The sequence below is a fragment of the Pseudomonas sp. GW822-FHT02E03 genome, from assembly GCF_058802325.1.
In genome coordinates, this window is sequence record NZ_JBXAOA010000048.1 from 15,864 (window position 1) to 39,225 (window position 23,362).

General features: G+C 58.6%; 23 protein-coding genes. 11 read left to right on the forward strand and 12 right to left on the reverse strand.

Translation table 11 applies throughout. The features are described from left to right. Positions 1-279: 279 nt before the first annotated feature. Positions 280-3,048, reverse strand: a complete 2,769-nt coding sequence (gene polA, locus AC1RQB_RS24455; protein ID WP_063341998.1) for a DNA polymerase I — start codon at positions 3,046-3,048, stop codon at positions 280-282. 74 nt (positions 3,049-3,122) lie between these two features. On the opposite strand from polA, the gene AC1RQB_RS24460 reads away from it, so the two are divergent. Together AC1RQB_RS24460 and AC1RQB_RS24465 are read left to right on the forward strand one after the other, a co-directional pair. Further along, positions 3,123-3,410, forward strand: a complete 288-nt coding sequence (locus tag AC1RQB_RS24460; RefSeq protein ID WP_008076254.1) for a DUF2782 domain-containing protein — start codon at positions 3,123-3,125, stop codon at positions 3,408-3,410. 59 nt (positions 3,411-3,469) lie between these two features. Continuing rightward, complete coding sequence (locus AC1RQB_RS24465; protein WP_008076252.1) at positions 3,470-4,420, forward strand: homoserine kinase; 951 nt, start codon at positions 3,470-3,472, stop codon at positions 4,418-4,420. Between the two features lie 118 nt (positions 4,421-4,538). Here AC1RQB_RS24465 and AC1RQB_RS24470 read toward each other — a convergent pair whose 3' ends face one another. Beyond that, the gene (locus AC1RQB_RS24470) at positions 4,539-5,459 is read right to left on the reverse strand and encodes a zinc ABC transporter substrate-binding protein ZnuA (RefSeq protein WP_063343913.1); all 921 of its coding nucleotides are present in this window, start codon (positions 5,457-5,459) and stop codon (positions 4,539-4,541) included. A gap of 66 nt (positions 5,460-5,525) precedes the next feature. Between AC1RQB_RS24470 and zur the strand changes: the two genes are divergently transcribed. From zur to AC1RQB_RS24490, 4 genes are read left to right on the forward strand one after another with little or no spacing between them, the layout of a single operon-like run. Further along, positions 5,526-6,008: a zinc uptake transcriptional repressor Zur gene (gene zur / locus AC1RQB_RS24475; RefSeq protein WP_063341997.1), complete on the forward strand. Its 483-nt coding sequence runs from the start codon at positions 5,526-5,528 to the stop codon at positions 6,006-6,008. After that, positions 6,008-6,793 (forward strand): zinc ABC transporter ATP-binding protein ZnuC, encoded by a 786-nt coding sequence (znuC, locus tag AC1RQB_RS24480; RefSeq protein ID WP_063341996.1) that lies wholly within the window; start codon positions 6,008-6,010, stop codon positions 6,791-6,793. Before zur ends, znuC begins: the two co-directional genes overlap by 1 nt. Further along, on the forward strand, positions 6,786-7,574 hold the full coding sequence (znuB, locus tag AC1RQB_RS24485) for a zinc ABC transporter permease subunit ZnuB (protein ID WP_063341995.1): 789 nt from the start codon (positions 6,786-6,788) through the stop codon (positions 7,572-7,574). Before znuC ends, znuB begins: the two co-directional genes overlap by 8 nt. A 37-nt stretch (positions 7,575-7,611) precedes the next feature. Next, a complete protein-coding gene (locus AC1RQB_RS24490) occupies positions 7,612-8,328 on the forward strand; it encodes a PA5502 family lipoprotein (RefSeq protein ID WP_063341994.1) in 717 nt (238 codons plus the stop codon). A gap of 54 nt (positions 8,329-8,382) precedes the next feature. Here AC1RQB_RS24490 and AC1RQB_RS24495 read toward each other — a convergent pair whose 3' ends face one another. Continuing rightward, the gene (locus AC1RQB_RS24495; protein WP_063341993.1) at positions 8,383-10,272 is read right to left on the reverse strand and encodes an RICIN domain-containing protein; all 1,890 of its coding nucleotides are present in this window, start codon (positions 10,270-10,272) and stop codon (positions 8,383-8,385) included. A gap of 627 nt (positions 10,273-10,899) precedes the next feature. Here AC1RQB_RS24495 and AC1RQB_RS24500 point away from each other — a divergent pair. From AC1RQB_RS24500 to AC1RQB_RS24510, 3 genes are read left to right on the forward strand one after another with little or no spacing between them, the layout of a single operon-like run. Further along, the gene (locus AC1RQB_RS24500) at positions 10,900-11,907 is read left to right on the forward strand and encodes a methionine ABC transporter ATP-binding protein (protein WP_008076237.1); all 1,008 of its coding nucleotides are present in this window, start codon (positions 10,900-10,902) and stop codon (positions 11,905-11,907) included. Next, positions 11,907-12,581 carry a methionine ABC transporter permease gene (locus AC1RQB_RS24505; RefSeq protein WP_063341992.1) on the forward strand — a complete coding sequence of 225 codons (675 nt, stop codon included), beginning with the start codon at positions 11,907-11,909 and terminating at the stop codon, positions 12,579-12,581. The genes AC1RQB_RS24500 and AC1RQB_RS24505 overlap by 1 nt, the downstream gene beginning before the upstream one ends. Positions 12,582-12,641: 60 nt before the next feature. Continuing rightward, positions 12,642-13,415, forward strand: a complete 774-nt coding sequence (locus AC1RQB_RS24510) for a MetQ/NlpA family ABC transporter substrate-binding protein (protein WP_008076235.1) — start codon at positions 12,642-12,644, stop codon at positions 13,413-13,415. A gap of 219 nt (positions 13,416-13,634) precedes the next feature. Here AC1RQB_RS24510 and AC1RQB_RS24515 read toward each other — a convergent pair whose 3' ends face one another. The 5 genes from AC1RQB_RS24515 to AC1RQB_RS24535 are packed head-to-tail and all read right to left on the reverse strand — an operon-like array spanning position 13,635 to position 17,543. Further along, positions 13,635-14,270: an SCO family protein gene (locus tag AC1RQB_RS24515; protein ID WP_063341991.1), complete on the reverse strand. Its 636-nt coding sequence runs from the start codon at positions 14,268-14,270 to the stop codon at positions 13,635-13,637. Further along, positions 14,267-15,166 (reverse strand): heme o synthase, encoded by a 900-nt coding sequence (gene cyoE / locus AC1RQB_RS24520; RefSeq protein ID WP_063341990.1) that lies wholly within the window; start codon positions 15,164-15,166, stop codon positions 14,267-14,269. The genes AC1RQB_RS24515 and cyoE overlap by 4 nt, the downstream gene beginning before the upstream one ends. Further along, complete coding sequence (locus tag AC1RQB_RS24525) at positions 15,154-16,233, reverse strand: COX15/CtaA family protein (protein ID WP_063341989.1); 1,080 nt, start codon at positions 16,231-16,233, stop codon at positions 15,154-15,156. The genes cyoE and AC1RQB_RS24525 overlap by 13 nt, the downstream gene beginning before the upstream one ends. 10 nt (positions 16,234-16,243) lie before the next feature. Continuing rightward, positions 16,244-16,837: a PA_0111/PP_0108 family redox-active disulfide protein gene (locus tag AC1RQB_RS24530; protein WP_008076228.1), complete on the reverse strand. Its 594-nt coding sequence runs from the start codon at positions 16,835-16,837 to the stop codon at positions 16,244-16,246. Continuing rightward, positions 16,803-17,543 (reverse strand): SURF1 family protein, encoded by a 741-nt coding sequence (locus tag AC1RQB_RS24535; protein WP_063341988.1) that lies wholly within the window; start codon positions 17,541-17,543, stop codon positions 16,803-16,805. Before AC1RQB_RS24535 ends, AC1RQB_RS24530 begins: the two co-directional genes overlap by 35 nt. Before the next feature lie 70 nt (positions 17,544-17,613). On the opposite strand from AC1RQB_RS24535, the gene AC1RQB_RS24540 reads away from it, so the two are divergent. Next, positions 17,614-17,817, forward strand: a complete 204-nt coding sequence (locus AC1RQB_RS24540; protein ID WP_030129650.1) for a twin transmembrane helix small protein — start codon at positions 17,614-17,616, stop codon at positions 17,815-17,817. Between the two features lie 16 nt (positions 17,818-17,833). On the opposite strand, the gene AC1RQB_RS24545 is transcribed toward AC1RQB_RS24540, so the two are convergent. The 4 genes from AC1RQB_RS24545 to coxB form a co-directional block, all read right to left on the reverse strand. Further along, entirely contained in the window at positions 17,834-18,721 is an 888-nt protein-coding gene (locus tag AC1RQB_RS24545; RefSeq protein WP_008076223.1) for a cytochrome c oxidase subunit 3, read from the reverse strand. Between the two features lie 33 nt (positions 18,722-18,754). Next, entirely contained in the window at positions 18,755-19,312 is a 558-nt protein-coding gene (locus tag AC1RQB_RS24550; protein ID WP_063341987.1) for a cytochrome c oxidase assembly protein, read from the reverse strand. Between the two features lie 129 nt (positions 19,313-19,441). Further along, the gene (gene ctaD, locus AC1RQB_RS24555) at positions 19,442-21,034 is read right to left on the reverse strand and encodes a cytochrome c oxidase subunit I (RefSeq protein ID WP_008076217.1); all 1,593 of its coding nucleotides are present in this window, start codon (positions 21,032-21,034) and stop codon (positions 19,442-19,444) included. A gap of 82 nt (positions 21,035-21,116) precedes the next feature. Continuing rightward, positions 21,117-22,244: a cytochrome c oxidase subunit II gene (coxB, locus tag AC1RQB_RS24560; RefSeq protein WP_063341986.1), complete on the reverse strand. Its 1,128-nt coding sequence runs from the start codon at positions 22,242-22,244 to the stop codon at positions 21,117-21,119. 370 nt (positions 22,245-22,614) lie between these two features. Between coxB and AC1RQB_RS24565 the strand changes: the two genes are divergently transcribed. Continuing rightward, a complete protein-coding gene (locus tag AC1RQB_RS24565; RefSeq protein WP_063341985.1) occupies positions 22,615-23,265 on the forward strand; it encodes a hypothetical protein in 651 nt (216 codons plus the stop codon). The last annotated feature ends 97 nt before the right edge of the window (positions 23,266-23,362 follow it).

The window sequence follows — 23,362 nt, forward strand, 5'->3', positions numbered from 1 at the left end:
GGCAAAAAAAACCCCGGACTTCATATGGGGAGGGAGAAGTTCCGGGGTTCAAGTTCCGGACCGCTAGGGCGGGGTCCAGATATCTGCCAACACTTAACACAACATAGGAGCATCGAAGGGCTTCACCAGCCATTCAGTATCTCTGAGTGGCGGTTCACGGATTTAGTTCAGACTATTTTCAAAAACCATTGGAAATAATCGATGTCATTTTCCGCACTATAGCCCTTCGTTATTTTGTGCTGCGGCATAAGGCCGCAGCACAGGCGTCGTTCAGGCCGATCAGTGCGCCTCATCCCAGTTGTTGCCTACGCCTACCTCGACCAGAAGCGGTACATCCAGTTGGGCGGCGCTGCTCATGTGCATGCGAATGTCCTCACGCACCTGATCGATCAGATCCTCACGTACCTCAAGCACCAATTCATCGTGTACCTGCAAGATGACTTTGGCGTCCAGGCCTGACGATGTCAGCCAGTTATCCACCGTTACCATGGCTTTCTTGATGATGTCCGCCGCGGTGCCTTGCATTGGGGCATTGATTGCCGTGCGCTCGGCAGCTTTGCGCAGAGCCTGGTTTTTCGCGTTGATTTCCGGCAGGTAGAGACGACGGCCGAAGATGGTTTCGACGAAACCTTGCTCGGCGGCCTGGGCGCGCGTGCGCTCCATGTATTCCAGTACGCCGGGATAACGGGCGAAGTAGCGGTCGATGTAGGCTTGGGACTGTTTACGGTCCACGCCGATCTGCTTGGCCAGGCCAAACGCGCTCATGCCGTAGATCAAACCGAAGTTGATGGCTTTCGCGCTGCGACGCTGATCGTTGGTGACTGCGTCCAGCTCGACGCCAAACACCTCTGCGGCCGTTGCCCGGTGTACATCGAGGTTGTTGCGGAAGGCGTGCAGCAAACCTTCGTCCTTGGCCAGATGCGCCATGATCCGCAGTTCGATTTGCGAGTAGTCCGCGGCCAGCAGCTTGTAGCCTTTCGGCGCGATGAACGCCTGACGAATCCGACGACCTTCGGCAGTGCGAATCGGAATGTTCTGCAGGTTCGGGTCGATGGACGACAAACGTCCGGTGGCGGCGACGGCTTGCTGGTAAGACGTATGAATGCGCCCGGTGCGAGTGTTGATCTGCTCTGGCAAACGGTCGGTGTAGGTGCTTTTGAGCTTGCTCAGCGAGCGGTATTGCATCAGCACCTTGGGCAGCGGGTAGTCCTGTTCGGCCAATTCGGCCAACACCGCTTCGGCGGTCGAGGCCTGGCCCTTGGCGGTTTTGCTGAGTACGGGCAAGCCGAGCTTTTCGTAGAGGATCACGCCCAGTTGCTTTGGCGAGCCCAGGTTGAATTCTTCACCGGCAATGGCAAAGGCCTCGCGCTCAAGGGCGACCAGTTTCTCGCCCAGTTCGACACTCTGGATGCCCAGCAGGTTGGCATCCACGAGCGCGCCCTGGCGTTCGATTCGGGCCAGAACCGGCATCAGCGGCATTTCAATCTCGTTGAGCACTTTGCCCAGGCTTGGCGTTGCTGCCAGTTTTTCCTGCAATGCCAGGTGCAGACGGAAGGTGACGTCAGCGTCTTCGGCGGCATAGGGGCCTGCCAGCTCAAGAGAGATCTGGTCGAAAGTCAGCTGTTTGACGCCTTTGCCCGCGATCCCTTGAATGTCGCTCTTGCTTTGGCCCAGGTACTTGAGCGCCAGGCTGTCCATGTCGTGGCGGGTGGCCGTCGAGTCCAGGACGTAAGACTCGAGCATGGTGTCGTAGGCAATGCCCTGAACAATAATCCCGTTGCTCTGATCGCCACCGATGGCGCAGTTGGCGAGGATATTGGTTTCGAACTTGGCGTGTTGGCCGACTTTCAGCTTATTCGGGTTTTCCAGCAGCGGCTTCAGCGCCAGCAGCACAGTGTCGCGATCCAGTTGCTCCGGCACACCCATGTAGGAATGGGTCAGCGGAATGTAGGCCGCTTCGTTGGCCGCGACGGAAAACGACAGACCCACCAGTTGTGCATGTTGTGCATCGCTGCCGTTGGTTTCGGTGACGAAGGCAATCAACGGCGCCTTGTCGAGCTTGTCCAGCCAGGCCTCGAAGTGCTTTTTGTCGAGGATGGTTTCGTACTTCGCCTCGGCGGCGCCCGGCTGTTCCTGGGTGACCTCGACAATTTCCTGACCCGAGCGCTTCGCGTCGCGCTGGTTCTCTTCGAACCAGCTTTTGAATTCCAGCAGGGTGTAGAGCTCGGCGAGTTTGTCGTGATCCGGCTGGCCCATTTGCAGATCATCGAGACCGATGTCCAGCGGTACGTCGATCTTGATGGTTGCCAGTTGATAGGAGAGGAACGCCATCTCCTTATGCTCTTCGAGCTTGGCCGGCAAGGTTTTGGCGCCGCGAATCGGCAGGGTCGGGACGATGTCGAGCTGTGCATAGAGCTCGGTCAGGCCGCCATTCACGCCGACCAGCAGGCCGGAAGCGGTCTTGGGACCGATACCCGGAACGCCCGGGATGTTGTCGGACGAATCGCCCATCAGTGCCAGATAATCGATGATCTGCTCGGGAGCGACGCCGAATTTCTCCTTCACGCCTTCCACGTCCAGCGCGCTACCGGTCATCGTATTGACCAAGGTAATGTGCCCGTCGACCAGTTGCGCCATGTCCTTGTCGCCGGTGGAGATCACCACCGGACGGTCGGCGGCCGCGCTGCTGCGGGCCAGGGTGCCAATCACGTCGTCGGCTTCGACGTTGTCCACGCACAGCAATGGAAAGCCCAAGGCCTTGACGCTGGCGTGCAACGGTTCGATCTGAACCCGCATGTCGTCGGGCATGCTTGGGCGATTGGCCTTGTATTCGGCGAACATTGCGTCGCGGAACGTCCCGCCCTTGGCGTCGAATACCACGGCGAACGGGCTGTCCGGGTACTGCTTGCGCAGACTCTTGAGCATGTTCAAAACGCCTTTGACCGCACCGGTCGGCAGGCCTTTGGACGTAGTCAGCGGTGGCAGCGCGTGAAAGGCGCGGTACAGATAAGAAGAACCGTCCACCAGGACGAGGGGGGCTTGGCTCATGAGCAGGATCAACCTTTTCGGCGGGTCCGGCGCTAGAATAGCGGGACCGTTGACGACAAAGGGACAAGGTTATCATGCGCACACTAAATCGCTTGTTGCTGGCTGGCTTGTTTGCAATCACTCCATTGGCTGTCATGGCGGCGGACGATGCGCCCTCGGCAGACCCGGATGTAACAATCCGCACGGAAGGCGATAAAACCATTCAGGAGTATCGGCAAAATGGTTTTTTGTATGCCATCAAGGTGACCCCGAAAGTCGGCAAACCGTATTTCCTGGTGCGCGCTGATGGCTCCGACGGTAACTTCATCCGCTCGGACCAGCCGGATATGCTGATTCCGTCGTGGAAAATATTCGAGTGGTAAACCGCTCCTAACTTAAATCGGCGCCGGCAGTCGCGGCGCCCGTACTGGCAGTTTTAACCATGTCTGTGTTCACCCCCCTGGCTCGGCCCGAGCTGGAAACCTTTCTCGCCCCTTACGGGCTTGGCCGCCTGCTTGATTTCCAGGGGATCGCCGCCGGTAGCGAAAACACCAATTTCTTTATCAGCCTGGAGCAGGGTGAGTTTGTCCTGACCCTGGTCGAGCGCGGTCCGGTGCAGGAGATGCCGTTTTTCATCGAACTGCTCGACGTGCTGCACGACGCCAACCTGCCGGTGCCTTATGCCCTGCGCACCACCGACGGCGTCGCGTTGCGCGAACTGGCCGGTAAACCTGCGCTATTGCAGCCCCGTCTGGCGGGCAAGCACATCAAGGACGCCAACGCGCAGCATTGCGCTCAGGTCGGCGAGCTGCTGGCTCATCTGCACTTGGCGACCCAAGCCAACATGATCAAACGCAAAACCGATCGCGGCCTGGACTGGATGCTGGAAGAGGGCACGCAGTTGCTTTCGCACCTGAATGCCGAGCAAAGCGATTTGCTGCAACGGGCGCTGGATGAAATCACACAGCAGAAGACGAAAATTCTGGCGCTGCCGCGGGCCAACATCCACGCCGACCTGTTCCGCGATAACGCGATGTTCGAAGGCACGCACCTGACCGGATTGATCGACTTCTACAACGCCTGTTCCGGGCCGATGCTCTATGACGTGGCAATTGCCTTGAACGATTGGTGCTCGGACGAGCAAGGGCAGCTTGATGGCGCTCGGGCGCGGGCATTGCTGGGCGCTTATGCTGCGCTAAGACCGTTTACCGCTGCCGAGGCCGAGCTATGGCCGACCATGCTGCGCGTGGCGTGCGTACGGTTCTGGTTGTCGCGGTTGATCGCCGCGGAGTCTTTCGCCGGGCAGGACGTGTTGATTCACGATCCGATGGAATTTCAGTTGCGGCTGATGCAGCGGCAGAAGGTCCACACACCGCTGCCTTTCGCCCTCTAAAAGCATCGCGGGCAAGCCACGCTCCCACAGAATTTGTGTCGTTCATAATATTGGCGAACGATACAAACTCTGTGGGCGCGTGGCTTGCCCGCGATTGGGGGCGACACAATTTTCGGAACTACAGCGACTCCAGACACCCCGCCAAATCATTCCCCAGCTTTTCCAGCAGTTGCTCATACCCTTGAGCGGTCGCTGGCGTGTACCCGCCGAGCGCATCCAGTTCCGCCAGTTTCACCGGCAGCCCGGTCACCAGGGTTTCTGCCAGGCGTGGGCGCAGCGGTGGTTCGCTGAACACGCAAGTCTTGCCGACTTCCTGCAACCGCGTGCGCATCGCCGCCACGTGCTGGGCACCGGGTTGTACTTCGGCTGCGACACTGAATACGCCAGTGTGTTTGAGGCCGTAAGCGTCTTCGAAGTAGTCGAAGGCTTCGTGGAACACGAAATATGGCTTGCCCGCGATACCCGCCAGACGGGCCTTCAGGCGCAGGTCTAAAGCATCCAGGCGTTCATCGAATGCCTTGAGGTTGCTCTGGTAGCGCGTCGCGTTGGCCGGATCGGCGGCGCTCAGATCGGCGGCCATTTTGGTGGCGATCACTCGGGCGTTGATCGGTGACAACCACAAGTGTGCATCCAGGTTACCGGGGCGGTGATCGTGGTCATGCTCGTCGGCTTCTTCGGCGTGGGAATGGTTATCTTCGGCGAAATGTCGCAGTTTCAGGCCAGGCAAATCCTGCACCGCGATGCTGGGCAACGTACGACCTTTCAGCACGCGGGGCAGGAAACCTTCCATGTCCGGGCCGATCCAGTACAGCAGATCCACCGATTGCACTTTCCGTACATCGGAAGGGCGCAAGGCATAGTTATGGGGCGAGGCGCCGGGCGGCAGCAAAACTTCCGGAACTGCTACGCCGTCCTGCACCGCCGCGGCTATCAGCTGCAGAGGCTTGACGCTGGTGAGGACTTTAACCTCGGCTTGAGCTGAGCCGATCAGCAGAAAACTGGCGACAAATGCGACAAAGATAGAAAAAAGTCGGGACACGATGACCACTCGAAGAGGCGAGAACGGGTAACATAATAACGTCTCTCACAAAACTCGTCGCCGCTCATGCCTAAAACACCGATTGCCAGCCGTCCCCACGACCACTCTCATTGCGTACATAGCGCATTGTCTGAGGCCGATGTCTTGTGCGCACGTCAGGGGCTGCGCCTGACCGCTTTGCGCCGGCGAGTGCTGGAACTGGTGTGGCAAAGCCACAAACCGTTGGGCGCCTATGACATTCTGGCGGTGCTCAGCGAGCAGGACGGCCGTCGCGCCGCGCCTCCTACCGTGTACCGCGCGCTGGATTTCCTGCTGGAAAACGGCTTGGTACATCGCATCTCCTCGTTGAACGCCTTCGTCGGCTGCAATCACCCGGAACACGCCCACCAGGGGCAGTTCCTTATTTGCCGCGAATGCCACGCCGCTATCGAACTCGAACAGAAATCCATCAGCGACGCGATCATCGGTAGCGCCAAAGATGTCGGATTTATCGTCGAAGCCCAGACCGTTGAAGTCATCGGTCTCTGCTCGGGTTGCCAGGGGGATTGATGAGCAACGCGCTGATTCGCCTCGAGCAGGTGGCCGTCACCTTTGCCGGGCAAAACGTGCTGGACAACATCGAGCTGAGTGTCGAGCCGGGGCAGATCGTTACCTTGATCGGCCCTAACGGTGCCGGCAAAACCACGCTGGTGCGCGCGGTACTTGGCCTGTTGAAACCGGACAGCGGTAGCGTCTGGCGCAAGCCGAAGTTGCGCGTCGGTTACATGCCGCAAAAGCTCCATGTCGATCCGACTCTGCCGCTTTCGGTGCTGCGTTTCTTGCGTCTGGTCCCGGGCGTGGACCGGGCTCGGGCGTTGGCCGCCCTCAAGGAAGTCGGTGCCGAACAGGTGATCGACAGCCCGGTGCAAAGTGTTTCCGGTGGCGAAATGCAGCGGGTGCTGCTGGCGCGGGCATTGCTGCGCGAGCCGGAATTGCTGGTGCTTGATGAGCCGGTACAAGGCGTCGACGTGGCCGGTCAAGCCGAGCTCTACAGCCTGATCACACGCTTGCGTGATCGTCATGGTTGCGGCGTTTTGATGGTCTCTCACGATTTGCATCTGGTGATGAGCACCACCGACCAGGTGGTGTGCCTGAATCGTCATGTCTGCTGTTCCGGGCATCCCGAGCAAGTCAGCGGCGATCCGGCGTTCGTCGAGCTGTTCGGAAAAAACGCACAAAGCCTGGCGATTTATCACCACCATCACGACCACGCCCACGACCTGCATGGCTCGGTGGTCAGCGCGACCCCGTCGACCCATTCCCACGTTCATGGAGATAGCTGCAAGCATGGCTGATTTTCTGCTCTTTGCCCTGCTTGCAGGTCTGGCCCTGGCGCTGGTCGCGGGCCCGTTGGGTTCGTTCGTGGTCTGGCGACGCATGGCCTATTTCGGCGACACCCTGTCCCACGCCGCATTGCTCGGCGTGGCACTGGGTTTTCTGCTGGATGTCAGCCCGACCGTTGCCGTCACGGTAGGCTGCTTGTTGCTGGCGGTATTGCTGGTGACGTTGCAACAACGGCAACCGTTGGCGTCCGACACGCTGTTGGGAATTCTCGCACCGAGTACGCTCTCGCTTGGCTTGGTGGTACTAAGCTTCATGCATGAAGTGCGGATCGACCTGATGGCCTATCTGTTCGGCGATTTGCTGGCGATCAGCCCGACCGATCTGGCCTGGATCCTCGGCGGTAGCGCGGCGGTGCTGGTATTACTTGTAACGCTATGGCGACCCTTGCTGGCGATCACGGTGCATGAAGAGCTGGCCAAGGTGGAAGGTTTGCCGGTGGCGGCGTTGCGTCTGGCCCTGATGTTGCTGATCGCCGTGGTGATCGCCGTGGCGATGAAAATCGTCGGCGTGTTGCTGATTACTTCGTTACTGATTATTCCGGCGGCTGCGGCACAGCGTCACGCCCGCTCGCCGGAGCAGATGGCACTGGGCGCGAGCCTGCTGGGCATGCTCGCGGTGTGTGGCGGGCTGGCGTTGTCCTGGTTCAAGGACACCCCGGCCGGCCCGTCGATTGTGGTGGCGGCCGCTGCGCTGTTTCTGCTGAGTTTTGTCCTGCCCCGTCGAGGGGTGTAGACTTGCTCGTTTTTTGCGCAAATAGAGAGTCGCAGGAATGAAGCCGTTCGCCTCCCGTTATCTGCTCCTTGTCGCGTTTTCGCTGCTACTGGGTGCTTGCCAAAGCACGCCACCGGCGGCCACCGAAGCCCCCGATGCGCGGGCCACGGCGATCGCACAGCTGGAACAAAGCCTGGCCAGCAGCGAACTGGCCACCGCCGAAGGACAATTGGCGGCTTTGCAGGCCGAGTCGCCCAACGATCAATCCCTCGAGCAATACCAGCGGCAACTGGCCGAAGCTTATTTGCTGCGTAGCCAGATCGTGCTGCAAAAAGGTGATGTGAATGCAGCAGCCACCGCCCTCAGCCGTGCCCGGGTGCTGATGCCTAAGGCCCCGGCTCTGACCGGTGGCGTCAACAGTGCCATTGTCCATGCGCGCAAGGCTGAACTGGATAAAGCCGAAGCAGCTCTCAAGGCTGCCGAAGCCAAACCTCAGGCCAAAGTCATCGACCCGACGGCTGAAAGCACTACGGTGGCGTTGAACCTCACCGATATGAGCAAGCTTCGTCGTCAACTGGATGCCATCGCCGCCGATGTGGTGAATTATCAGTGCGACGTGAGCATTCAGGCACCGCGCACTCAGGATTACCCATGGCTGGCCACGCTGTTGACCAAACGGGTGAAGAAACTGGATTCGGAGTTTGATCTGAAGCTGGAGAAGCAGATTCTGCGCAACATTCCGGCGCAGATGGTTTTGAGTCCGTGTAAGCCTTGAATTGAGGCTCCCGCCCGCTGAGCCGGGCGGGTGCGTTACGGTCAGTCCCGACGTTTAGAGACCATCCCGCAAAATTTCGATTCGCCATCTTTGACGAACGTCCACGCCTCGATACTTCTCCACCCACTCAGGACTGATCTGAGGGGAAGGCCCCAGATGGTTAGGCATGACATCCTGGGCAGACGGTGCCAGAGGATAGCTCGCCCAAGGGATGTTCAACGCATTGAATGTGTTCTTGGGAATACTCTGAAACAGCATGGAGTTGTCCGGGATAATCTTGGGCTGACCATTGAGCGAATACAGGCGCCATTCAAGGTCATAGAGGGAATGAATCCGGTCGGCCCGCCACTCCCATTGTTGCCGGTTATCCAGCGTACAGGTCTTGGTCGCAAGGGTTCCATCCTCCTCTCGCAGATTCAGGCATGACTGGCTAGCCCTGTTCACATAACGACTTTCCGAATCCAGGCCCCATTGCTGCTTACTGTCCGTCGCGACACAAGATTCCAGCGATACACTCCCGTTGTCATTCCCCGTCAGGCATTTTCCTACGCCTTGTGCCGAACGAATCAGCACCGTCATTTCACGAGACAGAAACGGGCTGTTCATGTCCAGTACATAGGCCTGTTCAGCGTTATAGAAGTCTATAACATCACGTGCCTTGACTTGAGTACGCTCCCACCACCACTCAGTTCGCGCCAGTTCATAACCTCCTCCGACATTGACGGTGGCGCGGCCTGTGTATGCGCCGGGCAATTCCCACAAGGTATAAGACTCAAGCGACGCCGAGCGCATCATGGGGGTCATGCGCTCTTCGGTCAGGATCGGTGTGGTCGCCGTGAGCCGCTTTATGAGTGCCCCTTTCAGCTTGGAGTCTATGGGCGCGCTCCATGTCACTTTCGAATTCTGATGAGACGCCAGCAATGAATAGTCCTTGAAATTATAGGACATGGATTTGCTGTGTTGGTGGTTAAACCCAAAGTTCACGTTGAACGGCGTCTTTGCTGCATACGTAATACCGTCTGCCTTCGTACCACCAAACTCTCCGCCGAGCGTTCCACCAATCGAGAAGCCTTGTGTCTTGACCTCGGTAAAATCGAATTCGGTTCGCGAGTCGCTCTGAGGTGCAAAACTCACCAACGTCGGCGTAACCCCCTCGGCCGTCAGTCGCTGAGTGAAGCGATAGGTATGTGGCAAATAGGCGCCCCATAAATTCTGCCCATTGCCACCCGGATCAGACCCACCAATGGTGATCCCGTTTTTCTCCGAACGGATAGTTGTCGGGTTGGTTTTTATGACAACGAATTTCTTGTCCTGGGTTCTTTGCGCACTGCGGATGACGTCAATGTTCAGCACCGACGACACTTCTCGGGACGGGCTTTGAACGTTAACGTTGTAAGTCAGTTTTGGCAGGCCGACGAACTCTTCTTCCTGCTCGCTGGCATTGATCTTGAAATTCCGAACAATCTGTCGCGTCGCATCCAGAACGTTGTCAGCGTCATACCCGTCCAGTCGGAAGATTTCGACACGCGTGTTTTTCACACGATGAAACAAGGCATAGTCAAATGGCCCGGAAATACCAAATATCGCGGCAACCTTACTGGCAAGTTCCGGATTCTGATCGTCCATCTTTAACAAGACCGGTACACCCGAATTGAATATCGACTTAACTTTCTCGATAGAGGCTTCATCGTCAACGATAGAAGCAATGTTCAAAAAAGCCAGGGATGATTCTTTGTTCTTGTCAATAAAACTCATGAGCTCTTCATGAGTAAACAATGTGCCTGCCCGCTGATCCCCTGAGTAGTGCATTGCCTTGCCAAGGCTGGAAGGCGGGGTCCCGAATGTCAAGAGAGGGCCATCGCCCGGGGTTGAGACATCCGCTGACGCGGGTCCTATGTTTCCGAGGGCGAAGAGCCCCACGAGAAATACTTCAAGTTTTTTCACGGTTATTTCCTTATATGTTTAGCTCCATGGGGTCGGGTGCTTGTTACAATGTTGGTCGCACTGTTGGAGTGCAGGCTGAGGTATTAATTTATATCAGCAAGATATTGCTGGTCTTGTGATCGCAATCAACACGACAAGTATCAAGTCCCGACGTCGACTTAAAGTAACAGGCAAAAAGTTTTATTCAAGCAATAGCGGTGCTGAAACTATAACAACGTATGTTTCATAGTCTGCTATTTAGTCGTTGAAGTGTTCTAACTAAATAGGCGTTGATTTAAGCTTTTATCTCAGCGAAACATGCTATTTACCATCGACCCAGAGCCTGCTTCCAGCCTCAACCCGTCAAGCAACTGCCTGGCTTCGAACAGGTCATGCAGGCCACGTTATCGCTGCTCAAGGCTTTCTCCGTATCCAGCCCCCCTGAGCAAGTGCCCGGGCACAACATCCGATGTTTTCGAGTGGCCTGATGAGGTTGCGCTGCAGTCTTTTTTATGACCTTTGATCGCGTTATTGCCAAATCGCTGGTTGAATGCGGAATAAATGCTAATAACCTCTATACGGACAGGCTAAAATGCGCGCCCGGCTAACCGCTGATCCTTTTCTAACGCGCCCCACAAGGTTCGCTACGTGATCGAGTTTCAAAACGTCCACAAAACTTACCGCGTCGCCGGTAAGGATATTCCCGCCCTGCATCCGACCAGTCTGACGATTGAGAATGGTCAGGTCTTTGGCCTGATCGGCCATTCCGGCGCGGGAAAAAGTACCCTGCTGCGTCTGATCAATCGCCTGGAAAACTCCAGTGGCGGCAAGATCATCGTCGATGGCGAAGAAGTCACCGCGCTGGATGCCAATAGCCTGCGGCGCTTCCGTCAGCAGGTCGGGATGATTTTTCAGCACTTCAACCTGCTGGCGTCCAAGACCGTTGCCGACAACGTCGCGCTACCGCTGACCCTCGCCGGTGAACTGTCCCGTAGCGAAATCGACCGGCGTGTGGCGGAGTTGCTGGCGCGGGTCGGCCTGGCTGACCATGCGAAAAAGTACCCGGCGCAATTGTCCGGTGGTCAGAAGCAGCGTGTCGGCATCGCCCGCGCCCTGGCAACCAAACCGAAAATCCTGTTGTGCGATGAAGCCACCAGTGCCCTGGACCCGCAAACCACGGCGTCGGTCCTGCAACTGCTGGCCGAGATCAACCGCGAGCTGAAACTGACCATCGTCCTGATCACCCACGAAATGGATGTGATCCGTCGGGTCTGCGATCAGGTGGCGGTGATGGACGCCGGCAAGATCGTCGAACAGGGCCCGGTGGCCGAGGTGTTCCTGCATCCCAAGCATCCGACCACCAAGCGCTTCGTGCAGGAAGACGAGCAAATCGACGAAAGCGAACAGCGCGACGACTTCGCTCACGTACCGGGGCGCATCGTGCGTCTGACCTTCCAGGGCGAAGCGACCTACGCGCCGTTGCTGGGAACCGTTGCTCGGGAAACGGGCGTGGACTACAGCATCCTGGCCGGTCGCATCGATCGCATCAAAGACGTCCCTTACGGGCAATTGACCCTGGCCGTCACCGGTGGCGATATGGAAGCGGCGTTTGCCCGCTTCACCGCAGCTGACGTCCACATGGAGGTGCTGCGCTGATGGAAGTCCTGTTGAGTTTCTTTTCCAATATCGACTGGTACGAAATCTGGCTGGCTACCGGCGATACCCTGCTGATGCTCGGCGGTTCGCTGCTATTCACCGTGCTGTTGGGCCTGCCGCTGGGCGTGCTGTTGTTCCTGTGCAGCCCGCGCCAGTTGCTGGAAGCCAAAGGCGTGTACGCGATGTTGTCGCTGCTGGTGAACATTCTGCGTTCGCTGCCCTTCATTATTCTGCTGATCGTGATGATTCCGTTCACCGTGTTGATCACGGGCACCTCTCTGGGTGTCGCCGGCGCCATTCCACCCTTGGTGGTGGGCGCCACGCCGTTCTTCGCACGACTGGTGGAAACCGCCTTGCGTGAAGTGGATCGCGGCATCATCGAGGCGACCCAGGCCATGGGCGCGACGACACGTCAGATCATCATCAATGCCTTGCTGCCGGAAGCCCGCCCGGGCATCTTCGCGGCGATTACGGTGACAGCGATTACACTGGTGTCCTACACGGCAATGGCCGGTGTGGTCGGCGCTGGCGGCTTGGGCGACCTGGCGATCCGTTTCGGTTACCAGCGCTTCCAGACCGATGTGATGGTTGTGACGGTGGTGTTGCTGCTGATGCTGGTTCAAGTGCTGCAAACCGTTGGCGACAAATTGGTTGTCCACTTCTCACGTAAATAAGTCATGAGCCGGCCATTCGCTGGCAGGCGCCATACGGGCGTCTCACAAGGAGTTAGCTGAATGAAAAAACTACTCGTCGCGTTCGCTGCCGTTGCAGCCTTTTCCGCACACGCTGCCGACACCCTGACCGTCGCGGCCACCCCGGTGCCTCACGCGGAAATCCTCGAGTTCGTTAAACCGGCCCTGGCCAAAGAAGGCGTGGACCTGAAGGTCAAAGTCTTCACCGACTACATCCAGCCGAACGTGCAGGTGGCCGAGAAGCGTCTGGACGCCAACTTCTTCCAGCACCAGCCGTACCTGGATGAGTTCAACAAAGCCAAGGGCACTAACCTTGTCAGCGTTGCCGGTGTGCACCTGGAGCCGCTGGGCGCTTACTCCAGCAAGTACAAAGCGCTGACCGAGCTGCCGGGCGGCGCCAACGTGGTGATTCCGAACGACGCCACCAACGGCGGTCGTGCGCTGTTGCTGCTGGCAAAGGCTGGCCTGATCAAGTTGAAGGATTCGAACAACATCCTGTCGACCGTGAAGGACATCACCGAGAACACCAAGGACCTGAAATTCCGTGAACTGGAAGCCGCGACCATCCCGCGCGTGCTGACCCAGGTCGACCTGGCGCTGATCAACACCAACTACGCGCTGGAAGCCAAGCTTGATCCGTCCAAGGACGCGCTGGTTATCGAAGGCAGCGACTCGCCGTACGTGAACATCCTCGTCGCCCGTCCGGACGACAAGGACAGCGCTGCGATGCAGAAACTGGTTGCTGCCCTGCACAGCCCGGAAGTGAAAGCTTTCATTCTCGAGAAGTACAAAGGTGCGGTATTGCCGGCGTTCTGATGTTGAAGGGGACGCAGAGCGTCCCTGGCTGCATTCCCACGCGGAGCGTGGGAACGATCAAAAACGGGGACGCATTGATTGCGTCCCCGTTTTTTTATGCCTGAAATACCGTACCTGTGGGAGCGGGCTTGCTCGCGAAAGCGGTGTAACAGTCAACATTGATGTTGGATGTTATGGCCTCTTCGCGAGCAAGCCCGCTCCCACAGGGTATTGTGTTGGTTACTCGCGCTTTAGCATTACCGGCAACTGCGCCACCAGTTTCTGGTTGTTCAACGGTGCACGAATGAACCCACGCTGCGTCCCGTCCGGCCCGATCACCGCCAGATTACCGCTGTGATCAACGGTGTAGTTAGGCTTGCTGGTGTCCGCCGGAATAAACGGAATACTCACCGCATTGGCCAGTTTCTGAAGGTCTTCGACCGAGGATGCCGTCAGCCCGATGAATTGCGGATCGAAATAGCCCAGGTATTGCTTGAGTTGCTTGGGCGTATCGCGATTCGGGTCGACGCTGACCAAAACGACCTGCAACTTGTCCACAGCATCCGCCGGCAGTTCACTCTTGATCTGCCGCAGTTGGGCGAGGGTGGTCGGGCAGATGTCCGGGCAGAAGGTGTAGCCGAAGAACAACACACTCCATTTGCCTTTCAGCTCGTTGATCGCCACCGGCTTGCCGTCCTGATCGGTCATCTTCACGTCCGGCAGGTTACGGCTTTGGGGCAACAGGATGATCCCCGCATCGATCAGTGCCGTCGGGTCGCCCTGGTTTTTTCCGGTCAGTACTTTGTTGATGGTCAGGCCCAGGATCAGCGCGATCAAGGCGACGAGAATGAAGACGGTTTTCTGGGTTCGAGTCATAGGTTCAACAGTAAGTAGTGGTCTACGAGCAGCGCGATAAACAGCAGGAACAAGTAGTAAATAGAGTACTTGAACGTGTTGATCGCCGCGTGCGGCCGAGTGCCACGGTACAGCACCACGGCCCATTGCAGAAACCTCGCGCCCAGTACGAGGGCACAAATCAGGTAGAGCACGCCGCTCATGTGGATCACATAGGGCATCAGGCTGACGGCCAGCAGCGCAAAGGTATAAAGCAGGATGTGGACTTTGGTGTAGTGCTCGCCATGGGTCACCGGCAGCATCGGAATATCAGCCTTGGCGTATTCTTCCTTGCGGTGAATCGCCAGCGCCCAGAAATGCGGTGGAGTCCAGGCGAAGATGATCAGCACCAGCAGCAACGGTTCGGCAGTGACATGACCGGTGGCGGCGGTCCAGCCGAGCAGCGGCGGGGCCGCACCGGCGAGGCCGCCGATGACGATGTTCTGCGGCGTCGCGCGTTTCAGGAAGCCGGTGTAAACCACCGCATAACCGAGCAAGGAGGCGAGGGTCAGCCATGCCGTCAACGGGTTGGTGAAGGCTAGCAGCAGAGCTTGGCCGAGCACCGCCAGCACCAGCGCGAAAGTCAGCGCAGCGGTTGGAGATACCCGACCTTCGGCCAAGGGCCGCTTGTGGGTCCGGGCCATGACGGCGTCGATGCGTCGGTCCACCACATGGTTGACCGCCGCCGCACCGCCGGCACACAAGGCGATCCCCAGATTGCCGAACACCAGCACCGTCCACGGCACCCCGGCGCGGGTCGCGAGAAACATGCCGACCAGCGAGGTGATGAGCATCAGCACCACCACTTTCGGCTTGGTCAGCTCCAGGTAATCGCGCCAGATTGCCTGACTGTGACGTTCGCCGATCAGGGTCGCCATGGCATTTCTCCTTTTATTGTTATGGGCCCGGCCGAGTGTTTACGCAGGCTGAGACGCCAGCGTACCGGGGGCTGATGCTTGACCCGAACCAGGCTGGTTCGCGCGTGATAATTGACCAGCACCATCGTCAGCAGCAGCGCTGCGCCCCCGGCGTTGTGGGCGACGGCCACCGGCAGCGGTAAGTGAAACACCACGTTGCTTATACCCAGGGTGATTTGTGCGGCAAGGGCGATCAGCACCATGGCGGCCAGGCGCGTCATGCCGACGACCTTCAATTGCCAGGCCAGGCCGAGCAGCACGAGGGTGACCAGCAATGCGCCGATGCGGTGAGTCAGATGAATCGCGGTGCGGGCATCGCTGTCCAGTTGCCCGCCCAGGTAATTGGGGCCGATGTGTTGGGTCAGGTGAAAGCCGTTGGCGAAATCAGTCGGTGGCAGCCATTGCCCGTGGCAGGTTGGAAAGTCTATGCAGGCCACCGCCGCGTAATTGGAGCTGACCCAGCCACCAAGGGCAATTTGCAGGATCACCAGCAATAAGCCGGCGGTCGCCCAGTGCTGCAAACGCCGTGGCACGGTTAGCGCCGGCAACACGCCGGACAGTCGCAAGGTCAGCAGAAACAATAGGCTCAAGGTCGCAAAGCCGCCAAGTAAATGCCCGGTGACCACTTGCGGCCAGAGCTTGAGCGTCACCGTCCACATGCCGAACGCCGCTTGGGCGAACACCACCGCCAGCACAAACAACGGCAGTTTCACTGGCTGCCCCGGGTGATGACGATGGGTCCAGGCGCGTCCCGCCAACACTGCGATCAGCAGCCCCAATGTGCCGGCGAAGTAGCGATGAAGCATCTCGTTCCAGCCTTTGTTGGCTTCCACCGGTGCGTCGGGAAAGTGCAGTTCGGCATGGGCCAGTTGGGCTTCGCTGTTCGGCACGCTGATAAAGCTGTAGCAGCCGGGCCAGTCCGGACAGCCAAGGCCAGCGTGAGTCAGACGTGTGTAGGCGCCGAGCAGCACCACAATCAGCGCCAGCAAGGTGGCAAACAACGCGAGGCGAAATCCAGGTTTGGCCATGACGATGCCCTTATCCGATGTTCGACAGTTTCAGCAAATGGCGCAGGTCGTTGAGCAGGTCCTTGCCCTTCACCGTCGGGTCGTAGCGCAGCACCAGGTTGCCGTGAGGGTCGATGATCCACAGGTGCGGCGTGTCATTGCTCTGAGCGCCTTTGCTGTAGGTCGGCGGGTCCAGGGAATAACGTTGCAGCTGCGGGTACTCACGTTGAAGTTTAGTCTCGTAATCGCTGTTCAGCGGCTGTGCGACGGCCAGCGCATGGCTGGCGCGGGAGGCATCGCGACCGAGGCCGATCTGGATCTGGCGCGCCAGATACACCAGCTGCTGGCAGTCCACCGAACAGTCCTTGGGCGCTGTCACCAGTAACTGCCAGCGGTCCTCTTGCGCCGGTACGCCGATGTCGGCGCGGGTCTGGCCGTTGCCAATCAGTTCGCCGTGATAACTGCGGCCCTCCGGCACCCAGAACTGCAATTTGTACATGCCGGTGGCGAGGATCATCGGACCCACCACTCCCAACAGGATCAGTAACAACTGCAAGCGCCCGCGCCGACGATTTACCGGCGTTTTCGCCTCAGACATGCCGGGTGGATTCATGGCCGCTCCCATTATTGTTCTCCTTTGCGTTGTGCCAACCGAGATAGAGGTAAAGGCCGAGCAGGGCTATCGACAGGGCGAACCACTGCACGGCATAAGCCAAGTGTTTTTCCGGCCCCATGGCCACCACCGGCCAATCGGCCTGGTAGGTCGCGGGGCCGCTTTGTGCGCGTAATTCGTAGGCGAAACCGTCACGGTCAAGCGCCGCCCAGAGCCTGGCCGGTTCAATGGCGGTGACCAGTTGTGGCCAGGTCGTGGCGTCTGGGTCGGTATGCAACTGGAACGTTGCGCCGGGGGAAACGTAGACCCATGCGTCGAGGCTCAATGCCTGAGTCGGTGTGGTGAATGACGGCGGTGTGCGCCGATCCGGCCACGGCAACCAGCCGCGATTGACCAGCAGCCAGAGACCGGTTGCCCGGTCCTGAAACGGTTGCAGCAGCTCGACCCCGACCTTGCCGTCTCGTTGACGGTTGTCCAGCAGCAGGCTGTGTTCGGCATCGAACTGGCCGTGCAGGCGAACCCGACGGAAGGCCGGATCTTCGGTGTGTTGCAGTTCAGTGCTGGCCATCGGTTCGGCCGCCCGGCGCTCGGTGTAACTTTGCAGCAATGCACTTTTCTCCGCGCCCCGGCTCAATTGCCAGAACCCGAGTGACACCAGCAAAGGCAGCAGCATCGCGACCACCAGGGTCGGCAGGAGGCCCGGCCGGAAGCGTTTCATGGCGTTGCCAGAAAGTCGGTAATCGCGATAGCTATACTCAAATGCATCGCCTGTCCCCCGGAGTGTCACCATGCTCAAAGCAGCCATCGTCCTGATGCTGATTGCCACGGTTGTCAGCCTGTTCAGCGGCCTGTTTTTTCTGGTCAAGGACGACAGCCACTCGAATCGCCTGGTCATCGCCTTGAGTGTTCGTGTTGCGCTGGCCGCCACCACTGTCGGCTTGATCGCCTGGGGTTTTTTCAGCGGCCAGTTGGTGTCTCACGTGCCTTGGTAGTCATGAAAGCCAAGGCTCAGAGCACATAGACGAAAACGAACAGACCGATCCACACCACGTCCACGAAGTGCCAGTACCAGCTCGCCGCCTCGAAGGCGAATTGATGGTCGGCATCGAAGTGCCCACGCATGATCCGCATCAGCATGACGAACAGAATGATGGTGCCAATGGTTACGTGGGCGCCGTGGAAACCGGTGAGCATGAAGAACGTTGCGCCATAGATGCCTGAACCCAGGGTCAGGCCCAGCTCGTGGTAGGCGTGCAGGTATTCTTCGGCCTGGAAACCGAGGAACGCGCAACCGAGCAACACGGTCAGCGCCAGCCAGATTTTCAGTGCGCCGCGATGGCCCTTTTTCAAGGCGTGGTGAGCAATGGTCACGGTGACGCTGGAACTCACCAGCAGCACGGTATTGAGCAGCGGCAGGCCCCAGGGGCTGATGACTTCCTTGGGCGGAGGAAAGAGTTTCGGGTCCGGGTTGTTCAACAGCGGCCAGGTGAATTCAAACGTCGGCCACAGCATGTGAGCGAGGCCTTTGGTGCCTTCACCGCCCAGTGCCGGGCCCGTGATGTTGCGCACATAAAACAGCGCACCGAAAAAGGCGATGAAGAACATCACCTCCGAGAAAATGAACCAGCTCATGCCCCAGCGGAACGAGCGGTCCATCTGTGCGCTGTACAACCCTGCGCGACTTTCCTTGATCACCGTACCGAACCAGCCGAACAGCATGTAGGCCAACAGCAATCCGCCGACAAAAAAGATCAGCGGGCCGTGGGATTCCGGCCGTGCAGCCTTCAGGTCGTTGAACCAGGTGGCCAGGCCGAACACCGTGACGAACATGCCGACCGTGGCGATAATCGGCCATTTGCTCTGGGCCGGAACGTAATAATGTTCATGAGTTGCCATTTATTGTTCTCCTTATCGGGCACGCTTTAACGTCTAGCCGCCGGTGCTTGCTGCAACAGCCACGGGCGGATGACGTGCGGTGATATCGAACAGCGTGTAGGACAGCGTCAGGTGCTTCACTTCCTTGGGCATGTCGCGGTCAACAATGAACCGAACCGGCATCTCGATTCGCTGACCGGGCTGCAGCACTTGCTGGGTAAAGCAGAAACATTCGGTCTTGTGGAAGTACGCGGCTGCGTTGCTGGGCGCGATGCTCGGCACTGCCTGGGCGCTCATCGGGCGATCAGTCGGGTTATGGGCGATAAAAATCATCTCGTTCACCGCCCCGGGGTGCGCGACCAGTTCATCGCCCTTGGGATAGAAATCCCAGGCCATGTCGGCGGCGTTGGTCGACAGAAACTGCACGCGAACCTGCCGCGAAACGTCGACCGTTTGCTCGCCTTCATACTGCCCGGAGGTTTTGCCATTGATGCCGAACGCCTGGCACATCACGTCGTAGATCGGCACCAGGGCAAAGCCGAAGACAAACATCGCCACCACCACCAGCAACAGGCGAGTGACCAGTTTCTTCATCGAAATCGAATCAGCCATGGTGCTTAACCTCTACCGGGAACCCTGTGGGAGCGGGCTTGCCCGCGATAGCGATATGTCTGACACACCGCGCCGCATGCATCGCAGGCAAGCCAGCTCCCACAAGAATTCCTACAAGGCCGAAGCGTTTCATTTCACTTCCGGCGGCGTGGTGAAGGTGTGATACGGCGCCGGCGACGGAATGCTCCACTCCAGGCCTTCGGCGCCGTCCCACGGTTTGGCCGGTGCCGGCTCGCCGCCGCGAATGGTCTTGATCACGATGAACAGGAAGAAGATCTGCGTGGCGCCGAACATGAACGCACCGATCGACGACACCATGTTGAAGTCGGCGAATTGCAGGTTGTAGTCCGGAATCCGTCGCGGCATGCCCGCCAGGCCCACGAAGTGCATCGGGAAGAACGCCAGGTTCATGCCGATGAATGACAGCCAGAAGTGCAGCTTGCCAAGGGTTTCGTCGTACATGTGGCCGGTCCATTTCGGCATCCAGTAGTAGGCCGAGGCGAAGATCCCGAAGATCGCCCCCGGCACCAGCACGTAGTGGAAATGCGCGACCACGAAGTAGGTGTCCTGGTACTGGAAGTCCGCCGGGGCAATGGCCAACATCAACCCGGAGAACCCGCCAATGGAGAACAGGATGACGAACGCCACGGCGAACAGCATCGGCGTCTCGAAGGTCAGCGAGCCTTGCCACATAGTGCTGGCCCAGTTGAACACCTTGACCCCGGTGGGCACCGCGATCAGCAGCGTGGCGTACATGAAGAACAACTCGCCCACCAGCGGAATGCCGACCACGAACATGTGGTGCGCCCAGACGATGAACGACAGAAACGCAATACTCGCCGTGGCGTAGACCATCGAGGTGTAGCCAAACAGCGGCTTGCGCGAGAAGGCCGGAATGATCGAGCTGACGGCACCGAAGGCCGGCAGGATCATGATGTACACCTCGGGGTGACCGAAGAACCAGAACACATGCTGGAACAACACCGGATCTCCGCCACCGGCGGCACTGAAGAAACTGGTGCCGAAGTGGATGTCCATCAGCATCATGGTCACGCAGCCGGCCAATACCGGCATCACCGCGATCAGCAGGAACGCGGTGATCAGCCAGGTCCAGACGAACAGTGGCATTTTCATCAACGTCATGCCGGGGGCGCGCAGGTTGAGGATGGTCGCGATCACGTTGATCGCCCCCATGATCGAACTGATCCCCATCAGGTGGATGGCGAAAATGAAGAACGTCACGCTTTCCGGCGCGTAGGTCGTCGACAGCGGTGCGTAGAAGGTCCAGCCGAAATTCGGCCCGCCGCCAGGGGTGAAGAGGGTCGATACCAGTAGCAGGAATGCTGCCGGCAACAGCCAGAAGCTGAAGTTGTTCATCCTCGGCAAGGCCATGTCCGGCGCGCCGATCATCAACGGGATCATCCAGTTGGCGAGGCCTACGAAAGCCGGCATCACCGCACCGAACACCATCACCAGACCGTGCATGGTGGTCATCTGGTTAAAGAATTCCGGCTGGACGATTTGCAGTCCCGGCTGGAACAGTTCGGCACGGATGACCATGGCGAACGAGCCGCCCAGCAGGAACATGGAGAACGCAAACCACAGGTACAGCGTGCCGATATCCTTGTGGTTGGTGGTCAGCACCCAGCGCATCAGGCCTTTGGCGGGGCCGTGGGCGTGGGCGGTGCCGGTATGAACATGGTCATCGACTACAGCAGTCATGTCCTGTCTCCTGCAAACGGATGGGCTGGGTGGGCCGGGGCGTCATGTCCCGAGCGGTTCCTTACGCACGCAATAGACCGGGTCATTTGCTTTCCGCCTGTTTCAGCTCCAGCACTTCTTTAGGGGTGACCATGTCGCCTTTGTTGTTGCCCCAGGCGTTACGTTCGTAGGTCACGACCGCTGCGATATCGACTTCCGAGAGCTGCTTGCCGAACGCCGCCATGGAGGTGCCGGGCTTGCCGTGGAAGACGATGTTCAGGTGATCCTTGATCGGTCCGGTGGCGATTTTCGAGCCCTTGAGTGCCGGGAACATCGGCGGCAGGCCCTGGCCCTCAGCCTGGTGACAGGCCACGCAGGTGGTGTGATAGACCTTGTCGCCGCGCTCCTTGAGCTCCTCGAGGGTCCATTCCTTGCTGGTCAGCTCTTTGAGCTGCGCAGCTTCCGCCTTGCGCTCGCCCAGCCAGGTTTCGTAATCGGCCTTTTCCTTGACCTCGACCACGATCGGCATGAAGCCGTGATCCTTGCCGCACAGTTCGGCGCATTGGCCACGGTAGATGCCGGGCTTTTCGACACGGGTCCAGGATTCATTGACGAAGCCCGGGATCGCATCGCGCTTGACCGCGAAGGCCGGCACCCACCAGGAGTGGATGACGTCGGCGGAAGTCACCAGGAAGCGCACCTTGGCACCGATCGGCAGCACCAGCGGCTTGTCGACCTCCAACAGGTAATGCTCGCCCTTGGTTTCCTTGTTGTGGATCTGATCGGCGGGGGTGTTCAGGTTGCTGAAGAATTCGACGTCCTGACCCAGGTATTTGTAGTGCCACTTCCACTGGTAACCGGTGACCTGGATATCGATATCCGGCTCAGTGTTGTCGTACATCTGGATCAGGGTGGCGGTTGCGGGGACCGCCATGGCCACCAGAATGAGCAGGGGCACGATGGTCCAGAGAATTTCGACGGTAGTGCTTTCATGAAATTTTGCGGCCACCTGCCCGGTAGAGCGGCGGTGGACCATCATCGACCAGAACATGGCGCCGAAGACGATGATGCCGATCACTACACAAATCCAGAAAATGGTCATGTGCAGGTCGAATACTGCGTGACTGATTTCAGTCGCTCCAGGCGCCATATTCACAGTCCAGGCCGCTTGCGCCTGACTGAAAATCGACCACAACAGGAGGCCCATCCAGACATGTGGATGTCGCATCATTGCGGGTTCCCCTTATAGTTCTTTTTATCCCGCCGGCTTTCACCTGCGGCAAGGGAGCGGCATTTTCAGACTACGAACTTGAATCGCCGAGCCTTGCTGCATATGCAGTCGGGCGTCATCAGCTAACTCCATTCAGATCCGAGTATAGACAGCGACTGCCACCTCGCAATGCGATGACGTAAATCGACTGAAACAGGTTGGACTTGCGTTCCATGTCACGAATGGAGAAGGATGCAGACGAGTGGTGGCAAATCGATATAACGTAGACGTCTCAAGGATGAAATAATTATGACAAATGCGTCTTAGGCTTTTTCATAAGCCAGCTAAGTTATGTCTTCCCTATTTCATTGCCTTGTTTCCTGGAGTTTTCATGAACACCGCCGCATTGCGCGAGCAGATCCAAAAAGCCCAACAACACGAGGCCGAGACTGGCCTGTTAACTCGACAACTGGAAACCCAACTGCCGCACCTTCACTCCGCCATCCAATTGCCGGATGTCGATGCCAATGGCGTAATGACGCGTTTTGTGGCCGCGTATATAGAACAAGTGCCGGACCTGCTGGACGCAGCCAATGAAGTCGCCAGGGAAGCGGGCATTGAGTCACAGATCAAACCGGTGCTGAAAATCGCCGAGCAGTTCTTCCTCCAGCCACCGGCAATCATGGCCGGTCACGTCGGCCTGGACAGCCTGCTGGACGAAGCCTATCTGGCGCATCGGTTGGTCGAAGAGGTCAACGATCTGTACATCAAGCATTTTGGCCAGCCATTGATCCCCTTGGACATGACTGTTGCCAACCTGATTGCCCATCAACTGATCGGCGAGGAATTTGCCAATCAACTGGATGAGGCGGTGCATCACGCTGTGGACGAGATGCTTAACGATGAAAGTTTTGCGCTGGAGTCAGTAGAGGCCTACCGCGAGAAACTCAACAGCCCGGACACCGGCGCTGCGTGGAAGCGCTGGCCGTGCCTGTCGCGCCAATTGGGCGTGGGCCTTGAGCTGGATCAGCCAGCGGCTTGATTCAACGGTAGCAATTGAACACCTGTGGGAGCGGGGGGGGGGGGGGGGGGGGGGGGGGGGGGGGGGGGGGGGGGGGGGGGGGGGGGGGGGGGGGGGG